The following is a 12732-nucleotide window of genomic DNA, read 5'->3' on the forward strand; positions in this document are numbered from 1 at the left end:
TTCTGTAAAAACAAAGCATAGGACATTGTTTTATCCTATGCTTCGCCCTGCAATCTTACTACATCATACTCTTTACGATCTCATCTGCCAATGCATCCAGCTCTGCCTTCTGACCAGCATGCATTGCGGATTTAATGGTAAGTCCGGCATCGAGTATCGTCATATCTTTCATTTCGCCAAGTTTTTCTTTTACCTGCTTTGCGGCTGTTGGTGCCCAGGTTCCATTTTCCATGACCGCAACCGTCTTTTTCTGAACAGCCAGCGCCTTCATATCAGAAAGCAGGTTTTCCATAACCGGATAAATTCCGGCATTATAAGTCGGTACTGCAAACACCAGATGGCTTGCACGGAAGATCTCACTGATCAGCTCAGAAATATGTGTATTGGATACATCGTAAACTGCAATTTTCTTCACACTGCGCACTGCAAGCGCACCTGCAAGTGCATCTGCAGCAGATGCCGTATTGCCATACATAGACGCATACATGATCACAACCGCCTGATCTTCTGCTTCATAAGTACTCCATTTCTGGTATTTTTCCAGAATATACGGCAGGTTTTCTCTCCAGACCGGTCCATGCAGCGGACAGATCATGGCAATATCAAGTCCTGCTGCCTTCTTTAATAATGTCTGTACAGAGGCTCCGTACTTTCCAACAATATTCGTATAATAACGTCTTGCATCATCCAGCCAGTCACGGTCAAAATCAACTTCATCCGCAAAAATATTGCCATTTAATGCGCCAAAAGAACCAAATCCATCTGCCGAAAATAACACTTTATCCACATCATCATAAGTTACCATCGCTTCCGGCCAGTGTACCATAGGTGCCATCACAAAATGAAGCGTATGCTTTCCGGCTGATAATGTATCACCCTCTTTTACTACAATGGAACGTTCTGCAAAATCTGTTCCAAAGAACTGGTTCATCATCCCAAATGTTTTCGTATTTCCAACGATCTTAACATCCGGATATCTTCGTACAATATCACCGATCATTGCACAATGATCCGGCTCCATATGATTTACGATCAGGTAGTCCAATGTTCTTCCCTCTAAAACCGCCTCCAGATTTTCAAAAAACTGTCCTGCAACGGAAGCATCTACAGTATCAAAAAGAACGGTCTGCTCATCCAGCAGAATATAGGAGTTGTAAGATACGCCGCGGCTGATTGGAAAAATATTTTCAAACAATGCCAGTCTGCGGTCACTCGCTCCGATCCATGTAATGTCATCCGTAACTTTTCTAATATTATACATATCCGTATCCCTCTCTCTTTCCATTCTATTATTGGCTTTTCCGGTGAAATCATACCACATGCTTATTTGGGTTTCAACGAACAGAATGTGATTTTATAAATTGTTTATTTTCACCGTTTCTCATATCAAAATCTGATTTCAAATGATAAAATACATGTTTCTCGAATGTTCTATAATTATGCCTATACAATAATAGTAATCATTACTGTTATTATGATATCAAATATTCCAGTTTTTGTCAAATGTTTTTCCATGCTATTTCTCCATGATAACATCCTACAATCACCCCGACAAATGATGGTTTGTGGGTGATATGCGTCGCCCGTCCAAATGGTGTGTCGCAGGCTTGTGAGTGGCATCTTACGCAAAGCCGGAGTTAATTTTGGTTCCGTTGTACGAAAATAAGAAAAGTCTAAGTGTGTCTGGGTTAGATTTTCTCGAAGTGACGTGACCGGCAACAACGAGTCATCCATGACTCGATGCTGCCTTGTTCTGCCATCCGTGGCAGAACATCACTGTGTACCTATAGACACACTAAGATTTTCTAATTTTCTCCCAAAGTCACAAAATTAGCTTCGGCTTTGCGCAAGATGCCAGCCGTCAGGTTATGAACACCATTTGGGTGGGCGGTTCATCTCGAAACTGGGGGCGTAGGTGCGAATTTTCGATATTCGCACAAATGGAAATATGCTTAAAATGCTAATGTGCTGTATCATTAATATTCAACCTAATGGCTCCCCAGATTTTCCATCTGCTACATTGTATTACATGAATTTTTTCGTAAATTTCCAGACCAATAACACAAAATATTTTCAAATGTGTATGGCAATAAATATGAGCATAGTGTTATATATCGAGGTTTTTGCCAGTGTAATCAAAAAAATAACTCCCTATTTACAAAAGTGTGTCTGATGCATACTAGCTCATAATTATACGAAACACCACTCTTTTATTCATTTTCTATTCACTTCTTACTAATGGGTATTCATTTTTACTCTAAGTTGTCGTGCAATTTATTAGAATGGAATTTTGAAAGAGCCAGCACCTTGAATGGACTGGCTCTTTCAATGTCACCTGTAATTGACAAACTGGAATTTCTCACTTCTTCATTTTAGGTGCAATAAGCAACACTACTGTCACAAGAAAATATACACCATACAGCAACCACGTAATAGTATTGTTCCATGGAAAACTCATTTCTGGATGGTTCAATGCATACATTATAAATACAATAGCTATAATCAGCATTATCAAACCGATAATCCTTGATATACTCTTTTTCATGTAAATCATCTCCTCGTCAAATTGTAGTTATCTACGTGTTCCATCATCATTAAAATGTTTTTTTAAAGCTTTCTCTGTCGGATAAATTGATATAATCATAATAAAGCATTGAATTGTCACAAGAATCAACCCTGCAAATCCAATCGTATTCTTATCACTATGATATAATGGAATATGTATCAAAGCAGATGGTATAATCATTACCCATCCTATTTTCCACCAAATTCTTCCGCAGTAGTCATTCGCAAATTTCCATGTATCCATATTTTTCATTGAGCGAGTTGTTCTGTAGCCTGACATACTATTTATATTTTTTGGACAATGTTTCCACATCATTCTTCCACCAATGACCATAGCAATAGGAATTATCAGATCACATATTAACATAAACCACCAAAACCACATAAACAGCTCCTCCCTTCACGTACCGATTGTATAACAGTAGTCTAACACATGTTGATAAAAAGTACTACATCCAAACTAATGTCTGTGATTTGTGATTTGTTTTCCATAATAGTTTCCTTTCAAAAATATTTTATATTTTCTATATCTTGGTGTTTGAAAAACAGCCTCATAGACATTGGTTAATGCTTGTACTCATTACCTTAAAATCACAACCTCTTAAAAAGGCTTCCCAGATTATCTGAAAAGCCTCATTGGTTTGTATTTGAATTTGGACTACTTGATTTTCTAATTGCATACGCAATTCGTGAAATGTATAATTATACTGTTGATACATCAGACACACAAATGTAAATAGGGACAAAAATAATAAACTATTGAATATAGTTATTTGGAAATATTTTTTTAATCAGATTCAGACACAAAACACTAAAAATTTACGTCCCTCAAGGTTGTAAAATGAGTTCCCCGGCGAAGGGTGGTTCACAACTTAGTGGCTGGCAAATCGCATCAAGCCGGGATTCGTTTTGTGACTTTGGGAGAAAATTAGAAAGTCTTAGTATGCCTGTTCACAATACAGTGTTGTGCTGCCATGGACGGCAGCACAAGTCCTAATGTGCCCGGACGGCACATTTAGGACGCACACGTCACTCCGGCATAAAACTAAATCAGGCATACGTAGACTTTCTTATTTTCGGACAACGGAACAAAACAGTCCCGGCTTGATGCAATTTGCCAATCGTAAACCCCCGTAACCACCCTACACAGGGAAACTCATGTCACCCACAAACCATCATTTATCAGACAACTCATTTTATTACATTCTAAGCCATCCACAAGGTACAAAAAAAGAACATGACGTCTCCGCCATGTCCTTTCTCTTTTTTATATTCATTTCTGATTAGGAATCAATTAGTCCTCAAATGGAATAACCGCACCATCATAAGTATCGTTGATGAATTTTTTGATATCATCAGATTTTAATACTTTTACAAGTGCCTGGATGCCAGGGTTGTTCTGATTTCCTTCTTTTACAGCGATAACATTTACATAAGTTTTTGCTGCTTCAGAATCAGATGTCTCATATGCTAAGGAATCCTGTGCTACGGAATAACCTGCCTGTAATGCATAGTTACCGTTTAATACAACAAATGCAACTTCCGGTGCTACTCTTGCTACCTGCTCTGCTGCGAGTTCTTCGATCTTTACGTTGTGCGGGTTCTCAGCGATGTCGTTGACAGTTGCCTCTAAACCGGCGCCATCTTTTAAAGTGATGATGCCGTTGTCCTGTAACAGTAATAATGCTCTTGCCTCGTTTGTGGTATCGTTCGGTACTGCGATCGTATCTCCGTCTGCTAACTCAGAGAGATCCTTCTTTGTTCCCGGATAAATTCCGAATGGCTCGTAGTGAATGCCGCCTGCATTGACAAGGTGTGTACCTTTCTCTGTATTGAAGTTCTCTAAGTACGGGATGTGCTGGAAGTAGTTTGCATCGAACTCACCGCTCTCTACTACTTCGTTTGGAAGTACATAGTCATCAAAAATGGTAATCTCTAAGTCCCATCCCTGATCTGCAAGGATCTTCTTTGCTTCCTCTAAGATCTCTGCATGTGGCGTTGCAGAAGCTGCTACTGTGATCGTGCCACCCTCTGTTGTCTGTGTATCAGCTACGCTCTCTGCTGCTTCACTTTCTGCTGCAGTAGTATCTGCAACTGCTACCGTATTGTCTGTCTCTGCTGCTGCGTTGTTGTCTGCCGCTGCATTGTCTGCTGTGTTGCTGCTTCCGCAGCCTGCAAATGCAGATACTGCTAAAACGCCTGCTAAAATTGTTGTAAGTACTCTTTTCTTCATAATATAATCCTCCTTGTTTTTCGAAGAAAAATCCGAGCCCTTTGGCGAGGAGAGGATTTTCCTCCTTGTTTTTCGAAGAAAAATCCGAGTCCTTTGGCGAGGAGAGGATTTTCCTCCTTGTTTTGCGGAGCAAAATGCGAGTCCTCTGGCGAGGAGAGGATTTTCCTCCTTGTTTTACTCCTAAATTTATAATAATGTTAAAAAACATTGTTATCGTTTATTTTCTGCGATCTAAATTGCTCGCAAGTTTCATACCGATCGTCTGGAATATCTGGAATAAGATTACCAGTAAAATAACGGTTACGATCATAATATCTGTCTGCCATCTGGTATAACCATAGCGGATTGCGATATCTCCAAGTCCGCCTCCACCGACAGTTCCAGCCATTGCAGAATATCCTAAAATGGTTCCAAGTGAAATGGTTGCCCCTACGATCAGGGATGTGCGTGCTTCCACTAACATAACTTTTGTCACAATCGTAAAATTAGAAGCCCCCATGGAACGTGCTGCCTCAATGACACCTGCGTCCACTTCTTTTAAAGAAGATTCAACCATTCGTGCAATATATGGTGCTGCTGCTATGACAAGCGGAACGATCGTCGCCGTCGGTCCATAGCTTCTTCCGATCAGAAATCTCGTAAACGGAATCAGCACGATCAGTAAAATTAAAAACGGTACGCTTCGGATCAGGTTTGCAATGACATCTAATACCTTGTAAACTGCTGCATTCGGATGGATTCCATCTTTGTCAGTGACCGTTAACAGGATTCCCATCGGAAGTCCGATCACATAACCGATCAGCGTAGATGTCAACGTCATATAAAGTGTGTCTTTGATACCCTCTAACAGCATCATGATAATCTGCTCATTCCACATCTTCGGTCACCTCCTCAACTGCAAGTCCTTTTTCTTTTAAATATTCCTCGATATCTACCTGTAAATGTCTGTCCTCCGGAAGTCCTAAGATCATCTCTCCCTTTGCAACACCACCGACATTCTTGGTGTCTGCCCTTAAAATATTTACCGGCGTTTTAAACTGTAAGATCATATTTGCAATGACCGGTTCAAATGCGGAATTCTCTGAAAAGACGACCCTGATCTTTTTATCCCCCTGCATGCGCTCCTGAACTGCACCCGCTAACGGTGCATTGTTATTGCCAGGCTGATCTCTTAGGATCAGTTCTTTTGCAGCTTTTGATTTTGGATGGGAAAAAATATCCTCTACCAGTCCGTCTTCCACAAGGATACCGTGTTCAATGATCGCCACATGACTGCAGATCTCACGGATCACTGACATCTGATGTGTGATGATCACGATCGTAATGCCAAGTTTTTCATTGATCTCCTTTAAAAGTGAAAGAATGGAAGCGGTTGTCTGTGGATCTAAGGCACTGGTTGCCTCATCACAAAGTAAGATCTTCGGATCCGAAGCAAGTGCTCTTGCGATCGCAACTCTCTGTCTCTGTCCTCCGGAAAGCTGTGCCGGATACGCTTTTTCCTTTTCGGAAAGCCCGACCGTCTTTAAAAGCTCTCTCGCTCTTTCCCGCGCCTCTTTCTTTTTCTTTCCCTGGATCTGCATCGGGAAACATACATTGTCAAGTACACTCTTTTGCATCAGAAGGTTAAAATTCTGAAAAATCATCGCAATATCGCTGCGCTGCCCTCTTAATTCCTTCTCTGTCAATGCTCCTAATTCCTGACCCTCGATCAGCACCTGACCTTCTGTCGGTTTCTCTAAGAAATTTAAGCATCGTACCAGTGTACTTTTTCCAGCTCCCGACATACCGATGATTCCGTAGATATCGCCCTGCTCCACCGTCAGATTGATATCACTTAATGCCTCAACGGTCACTCCCTTTTGTTCAAACTTTTTATAGAGATGTCTGACCTCAATTGCTGCCATACATGTTCTCCTTTCTTCCTGCCCTATGTGAGCACCTGTGTGTGCTCCGCGCTCCATCTTATCACAAATCTGGCATTAAGGCAAAAAAACAGATGCTCCCTCGCGGAAACATCTGTTTTACATTTTCTATCAACGCATAAAATCAGATATCTTCCCGCACACGAAATCGTCCCATACAGCACATACACATCATGCCGCACATGGATCCTGTCATCATCATTTTGTCTGCTGTTGTATAGGTCTTAATTTCTGTACGCATATCTGATCTCTCCTTTCTCCTACTGCTCTGTCTTGATTTGATAGTCCTTATTATAACAGGTAGTTACAGAAAGTGTTAATATTGGAAACCTTGAGTTGGTTATAGGTTTCGCCTATAGCTGATCACATCACATTTTCCCTGTATTTTTTTAATTCTCCGATATAGATCTCCCCGATATGGCTGACTTTTGCCCCTTTCCGCTTCACATAGCCAATGCGCATTTTCTCCGTTTCCTTTAACGGGATTGCCATATAGTCACTGCCGTTTAGTTCCTCACAGATAATTCCGGAACAGAGCGTATAGGCATTTAATCCAATCATCAGATTCAGAAGCGTGGCACGGTCATTTGCCTTAATGAGTCTTTTATAATCATAAGTGCTTTTCATTTCCTCCGCCAGATAAAGGGAATGATGCTCTCCCTGATCAAAAGAAAGACACGGATATGCATCCAGCTCCTCCATCGATATCTCTCCTTTTTTTGCCAGCGGATGTCCCGACCAGAGATAAACATAAGTATCACAGGAAAACAGTTCGATAAATTCCAGTCCATGTTCCCTGATGATCTTATTCATGACTTTTTCATTGAAATCATTCAGATATAAAACCCCGATCTCACTGCGAAAATTCTTTACATTTTCAAGCACATCATATGTCGTTGTCTCATGGACTGCAAATTCATACCGTTCCATTCCAGCCTGTTTTACCGTCTCCACGAATGCCTTGACTGCAAACGTATAATGCTGCATGGATACACTGAACTTTTCTTTAACCTGTTTATCAATATAGCGGGTAGTAAGCAGATGAAACTGCTCCGTAACCTGTCTTGCATATCCTAAAAACTCTTCCCCTTCCGGTGTCACAAGAATTCCACGGTTAGAACGCACAAAAAGATCAAATCCGATCTCTGTCTCTAATTCCCGGATCGTCTCTGACAGACTCGGCTGGGAGAGAAATAACGTTTTTGCCGCCTCGTTCATCGATCCACAGTCCGCGATCGTCAAAGCGTATTTTAACTGCTGCAGTGTCATACTAATCCTCATTCCTGCGTGTGAAAAATATTTTTCACACTAATCTGTATTTTCCTGTTTTAAATATCTCTTCTTACTGGAAAAACCTCTTCCGGACACTTCACTGACTTTATTGATAATCACAAAGGCATCCGGGTCTACTTCATGGATCAGTTTTTCCGTTCTGGCAAGCTCACGCATAGATACCACAGTCAGAAGCATCATTGTATTGTTTCTTAAAAATCCGGTCTCACTGTTTAACAGCGTCACACCGCGGTCGATATCATTTAACACTGCCGTGCGGATCTCATCAATATGGCTGCTGACAACCTTGATCTGCATTTTTGCAGTACCAAGCATCAGACATTTATCCAGTACTGCACTGTATACGATCACAAGCAGGATACCGTAAAGCACCTGCTCTCCACTGCTGTGAAATACCTGAAGCAGTAAGATCAGCATATCAAATACATAAACAGAACTTGAAACCGGGATCTTAAAATACTTATTTAAGATCAAAGGCGGGATATCCATACCTCCTGTGGAAGCTCCCATTCTGATGACAAGTCCGATCGCTGCCCCGATACAGATACCTCCAAAGACCGTGCAAAGGATCAGATCATCTGTGATACGGTAACCACCAAGCAGTCTCGTGATCAATTCGAGTGCGATCGGGTAACTGAACGTACTCACGACCGTATTTGCCGCAAATTTCCATCCAAATGCAAAAAAACCGATCAGAAACATAATCGTATTAAACACAAGCACAAACACGGTGACCGGTGTGTGAAAAACATCATTGACAAACAATGCGATACCTGTCGTTCCACCTGTGATAAGCCCGCTTGGTAAAATAAACATTGCAATTCCAAACGCATAAATACAGTTTCCAAATATTACGATGAGCGTTTCCACTACTCTTTTTAAAATCTGCTTCATAAAAATCCTCATTTCTGCATGTGAAAAATCTTATTCTTCGCGATCTTCATCCATGACATCTTCTTCGTATTCGTCATATGCTCTCTGATGTCTCTTTTTACTGCGGTTTTGATCCTGATGTGTCGTATCACGGATCAGACTTAAGATTCCCTTGTAAATCTCACGTATAATCGCAAAGACAAAAAACATCACAATAAACCCGACTACACCAAAGACAATATCTGCAAACTCCATATTACCGGTGTTCGTTACCTTCTGACCGATCTCGATCGCAAACGTGATCACGATGATCAGCGTAAAAACATAAATCCATGCGATCACCATGACATGATCGTGTTTTGCAAGCCATTTAAAAACCGGATACACCACAAAAATAAACATCATTCCCAAAATTCCAATGACCAAAAAATGCAGTTCCTTGTCGCTGAAATTGTATTCATATGCATCGTTTAAACGAAGCAGATAACTGTGTATCTTTGCGAGCAGTTCCACGATACCATAAAGTAATTCTTTCATAAAAATCTCCATTCTTGCGCTGTCTTTTGCGCATATCAAGTTTGTGTGTAAGCACAAATCTTGTGTGTGAAATATCTTATTTTCACACTGATCTCTTTCTGCCGGAAATTATCGTAATATATCTTTTTTAATTTGTAAAGGCAGAATCCTGCCCGGAGGGCTTTTTATATAATAGAGTATTTCAACGAATTTTGCTATTACATAAAAATACCCGGAATCTTAAGACTCCGGGTATCTCTCATCTACTTTGTAACCACTCATCAATATACATGTTTCTTTGACTTATGTGTCTCTCTTGCCTCTTCTACTGCGGCATGATCTGCAATATTGATCTTGGCTGCCACCTTTTTCTTTTTTAATGGATGTTTTGGATTCTTATCTGACATACTATACGCTTCCTTTCTGCATATCATCTTTCATCCTTTTTACTTTATTTCCTTGCTTCTGTTACGTTATAGCACTATAAATCAGCAAAGTCAAGTATTATCCATCTGTTTTTTTGATATTTTATCATTTCTTATTAATTTTCAGAATTTTTTTACAATTCATAATCTGCACCTAACGCAGCATAATATACACGAAATCCATGCCGCTTCTTCTCCACATAGTCCATCCGGATAAGCAGATTAATAAATTCCTGTATCATGTTCTTCTCCCAGCGTCTGTTATATACTTCATTCACTGCATCTGTTAATTCAGCGGTACACATTTCCTCATTTCTGTCCCACAGGATATTTAAGATCATATTTGCTGTGTCCGGAAGATTGTCTAAAAATACACTTTCCAACTCCATCACTCTGCTCCTCATCTTTCGTAATGCTCCGGCACTTATTGAAACCGTTGCTTTCTGCCCATGAGTTTAGCATAGATTTGACGGCATTAAAATAGAAATGCTCTATATTCTCTTTAACTCGTCCTTTCTGTATTCTACATTCTTAATTTATAAGATTTTTTATCCTCAGGCTTCAATTCCAAGTTCCGCAGGGAGGAATCGCGGACAGACATTTTCGGATGATGTGATCACGGATGCAGCCAGACGTGTTCCAATCTCTACTGCTTCTTCCAACGTTTTCTGATATGTCAGTCCACTTGCCACACCTGCGCAGAACGCATCACCCGCTCCTGTCGTATCTTTTACCTGTACCTTTTTTGCCGGGCACACTCCATAAATACCTTCCCTGTCCGCATATACTGCACCCTTGCCGCCCATGGTAACGACCATGGAAGGAATATTGGCACGTTTTACACAGCCTGCAAGGATCTCTGCAAGTTCTTCCGGTGTCTTTTCACTGTAATCATCAGAAAAAAACATTCCTGCCTCTAACTGGTTGCAGATAAAGCAGTCAAATTTCCGCAGAAAATCTCTTCTCTCTGCCGCAATACTCATATTGCTGACAACCCCGTAAAGCGGTTTTTTGAATTTTTCACACAGATTCACGACTTTTTTGACGATCTCTTTATCCATATCCACTTCAATCACAACGGAATCAGCATTTTCAAAAATCTCATTCCCTGATTTTTCCAGCACATCAAGGATCGGCATCAGATTCGGTCTCTGCGAGATCGAACCGGCAACATCTCCGTGATGATCAAATACCGCAAGCCAGGTTCCCATTCCATTTGGAATCGTCAGCATGTATTCTGTATTTACTTTATGATTCTGTAGTTTGTGAATGACCTCACTTCCAAGTGCTGAATCATCCACGATTCCCAGAAATGTAGGCCGCAGTTCGATATTGGCGATATCTTCCACAACATTACGGCTGACACCTCCATGGATATATTCAATTCTTCCTGCATTTCTTCCGTCCGGAATATAAATATCTTCCGGAAATCCTTTAATATCCACAAATACCGCACCAATTACTACGATTCCATTTTTATTTACTGCCATCTGTTAAAATTACCTTTCTGCTATTTTTTTCTGATATGAATCTCCGGGATTGCCACACTGTCATAGGTGATTCCCGGCTTTTTGTCCTCTTCCTCTGCTGCTTCTTCCGGCTCATGTGTATGGATCTCCGGGACTGCAAGATTATCATAAGTCAGATTATATTCGTGACCTTTCTCTCTTTTCTTTCTGAATTTAAACATAAACATCTCCGTTTCTTCTATTTATAATATATTAATGAAAAATGTGATGACCAGACTGTTGATAAAATCTGCAAATAAACTTCCGATCAGCGGAATAATCAGGTACGCCTTTACGGAAGGGGCATATTTTTCACAAAGTACCTGCATGTTTGCCATAGCATTCGGTGTCGCTCCCATTCCAAATCCACAGGTTCCTGCTGCAATTACTGCTGCATCATAGTCTCTTCCCATCACATAAAATACTACAAATTTTGCAAATACACAGATAAGTATCGCCTGAACTGCTAACAATATGATAAGCGGCAGCGCAAGTGATGCAAGCTGCCAGAGTTTTAATGTGATCATTGCCATTCCAAGAAACAGTGACAGGGAAATACCACCGATATCATTGATCTCACCCATATGGATCACAAATTTACCAGAGTACTCTCCGATATTCCGAAACAGAGCCGCAGCGATCATTGCACCGATATAAATCGGAAATGTCATTCCTGTTTTTGTCAGAAGCCAGGAAAAAACAGTTCCAAGTCCGATTGCCAGAATAAGCTGGAATACTGCCGATGCATACATATTTGTATGACGCTCATGTTTCTTCTCATCTTCCACCAAAAGACTGTCATCCTCCGGCACAACCGTATCAAGCAGGTTCTTTTTCTCAATAAGCTGCTTCCCCAGCGGTCCACCGATCAGACTTCCGGCGATCAGTCCAAAGGTCGCTGCTGCCGTACAGATCGTTGTTGCACCTTCCACATTCAGATCCTCTAAAACCGGGCCAAACGCACCCGCCGTTCCATGTCCGCCTACCATTGGGATCGAACCGGTACACATACCGATCAGCGAATCAATGCCAAGCAGACGTGACGTTCCGATCGCAAGTAAATTCTGTGAAACGATCAGAAGAATGACAAGTCCTAAAAATACTGCCAGTGACTTTCCTCCGCTCTTTAATACTTTCAGATTTGCCTGAAATCCTACCGAAGTAAAGAAGAATACCATACACACTTCTCTTAATGTATCATCAAAAGAAATCTCCATAATTCCGCTGCTGTAACAGATGCAGGTGACGATTGCAAACAAAAGTCCCCCGACAACCGGTGCCGGGATACAGAATTTTTCCAGAACATGTATTTTTTGTTTTAAATAACTACCGAGCATCAGCACCAGCACTGAAGCTGCCAGTGTCTGATACATATCCAACTGAACTTCCATATTTAT

The 12732-nt window shown here is 40.9% G+C and carries 14 protein-coding genes; all 14 read right to left on the reverse strand.

Features of this window, described 5'->3' with window-relative positions; all coding sequences use genetic code 11:
- Positions 1–58: 58 nt before the first annotated feature.
- The 14 genes from DW650_RS06330 to gltS all read right to left on the reverse strand — a co-directional run bounded on the left by DW650_RS06330 (position 59) and on the right by gltS (position 12726).
- Entirely contained in the window at positions 59–1261 is a 1203-nt protein-coding gene (locus tag DW650_RS06330) for an FprA family A-type flavoprotein (protein ID WP_199654208.1), read from the reverse strand.
- Between the two features lie 1098 nt (positions 1262–2359).
- On the reverse strand, positions 2360–2545 hold the full coding sequence (locus DW650_RS06340) for a hypothetical protein (RefSeq protein WP_118209371.1): 186 nt from the start codon (positions 2543–2545) through the stop codon (positions 2360–2362).
- Positions 2546–2572: 27 nt separating this feature from the next.
- On the reverse strand, positions 2573–2950 hold the full coding sequence (locus DW650_RS06345) for an SdpI family protein (protein ID WP_117920347.1): 378 nt from the start codon (positions 2948–2950) through the stop codon (positions 2573–2575).
- A gap of 909 nt (positions 2951–3859) precedes the next feature.
- A complete protein-coding gene (locus DW650_RS06350; protein WP_118209372.1) occupies positions 3860–4798 on the reverse strand; it encodes a MetQ/NlpA family ABC transporter substrate-binding protein in 939 nt (312 codons plus the stop codon).
- Positions 4799–5015: 217 nt separating this feature from the next.
- Positions 5016–5675, reverse strand: a complete 660-nt coding sequence (locus tag DW650_RS06355; protein ID WP_015521960.1) for a methionine ABC transporter permease — start codon at positions 5673–5675, stop codon at positions 5016–5018.
- Positions 5665–6702, reverse strand: coding sequence for a methionine ABC transporter ATP-binding protein (locus tag DW650_RS06360; RefSeq protein WP_186899901.1), 1038 nt, complete (start codon positions 6700–6702; stop codon positions 5665–5667). The genes DW650_RS06355 and DW650_RS06360 overlap by 11 nt, the downstream gene beginning before the upstream one ends.
- 381 nt (positions 6703–7083) lie before the next feature.
- Positions 7084–7989, reverse strand: coding sequence for a LysR family transcriptional regulator (locus DW650_RS06365; RefSeq protein WP_117920340.1), 906 nt, complete (start codon positions 7987–7989; stop codon positions 7084–7086).
- A 39-nt stretch (positions 7990–8028) separates the two neighbouring features.
- The gene (locus DW650_RS06370) at positions 8029–8907 is read right to left on the reverse strand and encodes a YitT family protein (RefSeq protein WP_243102869.1); all 879 of its coding nucleotides are present in this window, start codon (positions 8905–8907) and stop codon (positions 8029–8031) included.
- 30 nt (positions 8908–8937) lie between these two features.
- On the reverse strand, positions 8938–9423 hold the full coding sequence (locus tag DW650_RS06375) for a hypothetical protein (RefSeq protein ID WP_117920502.1): 486 nt from the start codon (positions 9421–9423) through the stop codon (positions 8938–8940).
- A 260-nt stretch (positions 9424–9683) separates the two neighbouring features.
- Positions 9684–9809: a hypothetical protein gene (locus DW650_RS20305; RefSeq protein WP_256451903.1), complete on the reverse strand. Its 126-nt coding sequence runs from the start codon at positions 9807–9809 to the stop codon at positions 9684–9686.
- 152 nt (positions 9810–9961) lie between these two features.
- A complete protein-coding gene (locus DW650_RS06385; protein ID WP_117920336.1) occupies positions 9962–10216 on the reverse strand; it encodes an ArsR family transcriptional regulator in 255 nt (84 codons plus the stop codon).
- A gap of 165 nt (positions 10217–10381) precedes the next feature.
- The gene (locus DW650_RS06390) at positions 10382–11317 is read right to left on the reverse strand and encodes a PfkB family carbohydrate kinase (protein WP_118209374.1); all 936 of its coding nucleotides are present in this window, start codon (positions 11315–11317) and stop codon (positions 10382–10384) included.
- Between the two features lie 20 nt (positions 11318–11337).
- Positions 11338–11517 carry a hypothetical protein gene (locus DW650_RS06395; RefSeq protein WP_117920332.1) on the reverse strand — a complete coding sequence of 60 codons (180 nt, stop codon included), beginning with the start codon at positions 11515–11517 and terminating at the stop codon, positions 11338–11340.
- Between the two features lie 21 nt (positions 11518–11538).
- Positions 11539–12726: a sodium/glutamate symporter gene (gene gltS, locus DW650_RS06400; protein ID WP_118209394.1), complete on the reverse strand. Its 1188-nt coding sequence runs from the start codon at positions 12724–12726 to the stop codon at positions 11539–11541.
- Positions 12727–12732: the final 6 nt, after the last annotated feature.

This window comes from Roseburia sp. AM23-20 (assembly GCF_003470905.1).
Classification (GTDB): Bacteria; Bacillota; Clostridia; order Lachnospirales; family Lachnospiraceae; genus Roseburia; species Roseburia rectibacter.

What these genes read in the sequence shown, in the direction of transcription:
- DW650_RS06330 (WP_199654208.1), bottom strand. Translation starts at nt 1,261, where the DNA reads ATGTATAATATTAGAAAAGTTACGGATGACATTACATGGATCGGAGCG.
- DW650_RS06340 (WP_118209371.1), bottom strand. Translation starts at nt 2,545, where the DNA reads ATGAAAAAGAGTATATCAAGGATTATCGGTTTGATAATGCTGATTATA.
- DW650_RS06345 (WP_117920347.1), bottom strand. Translation starts at nt 2,950, where the DNA reads ATGTGGTTTTGGTGGTTTATGTTAATATGTGATCTGATAATTCCTATT.
- DW650_RS06350 (WP_118209372.1), bottom strand. Translation starts at nt 4,798, where the DNA reads ATGAAGAAAAGAGTACTTACAACAATTTTAGCAGGCGTTTTAGCAGTA.
- DW650_RS06355 (WP_015521960.1), bottom strand. Translation starts at nt 5,675, where the DNA reads ATGTGGAATGAGCAGATTATCATGATGCTGTTAGAGGGTATCAAAGAC.
- DW650_RS06360 (WP_186899901.1), bottom strand. Translation starts at nt 6,702, where the DNA reads ATGGCAGCAATTGAGGTCAGACATCTCTATAAAAAGTTTGAACAAAAG.
- DW650_RS06365 (WP_117920340.1), bottom strand. Translation starts at nt 7,989, where the DNA reads ATGACACTGCAGCAGTTAAAATACGCTTTGACGATCGCGGACTGTGGA.
- DW650_RS06370 (WP_243102869.1), bottom strand. Translation starts at nt 8,907, where the DNA reads ATGAAGCAGATTTTAAAAAGAGTAGTGGAAACGCTCATCGTAATATTT.
- DW650_RS06375 (WP_117920502.1), bottom strand. Translation starts at nt 9,423, where the DNA reads ATGAAAGAATTACTTTATGGTATCGTGGAACTGCTCGCAAAGATACAC.
- DW650_RS20305 (WP_256451903.1), bottom strand. Translation starts at nt 9,809, where the DNA reads ATGTCAGATAAGAATCCAAAACATCCATTAAAAAAGAAAAAGGTGGCA.
- DW650_RS06385 (WP_117920336.1), bottom strand. Translation starts at nt 10,216, where the DNA reads ATGGAGTTGGAAAGTGTATTTTTAGACAATCTTCCGGACACAGCAAAT.
- DW650_RS06390 (WP_118209374.1), bottom strand. Translation starts at nt 11,317, where the DNA reads ATGGCAGTAAATAAAAATGGAATCGTAGTAATTGGTGCGGTATTTGTG.
- DW650_RS06395 (WP_117920332.1), bottom strand. Translation starts at nt 11,517, where the DNA reads ATGTTTAAATTCAGAAAGAAAAGAGAGAAAGGTCACGAATATAATCTG.
- gltS (WP_118209394.1), bottom strand. Translation starts at nt 12,726, where the DNA reads ATGGAAGTTCAGTTGGATATGTATCAGACACTGGCAGCTTCAGTGCTG.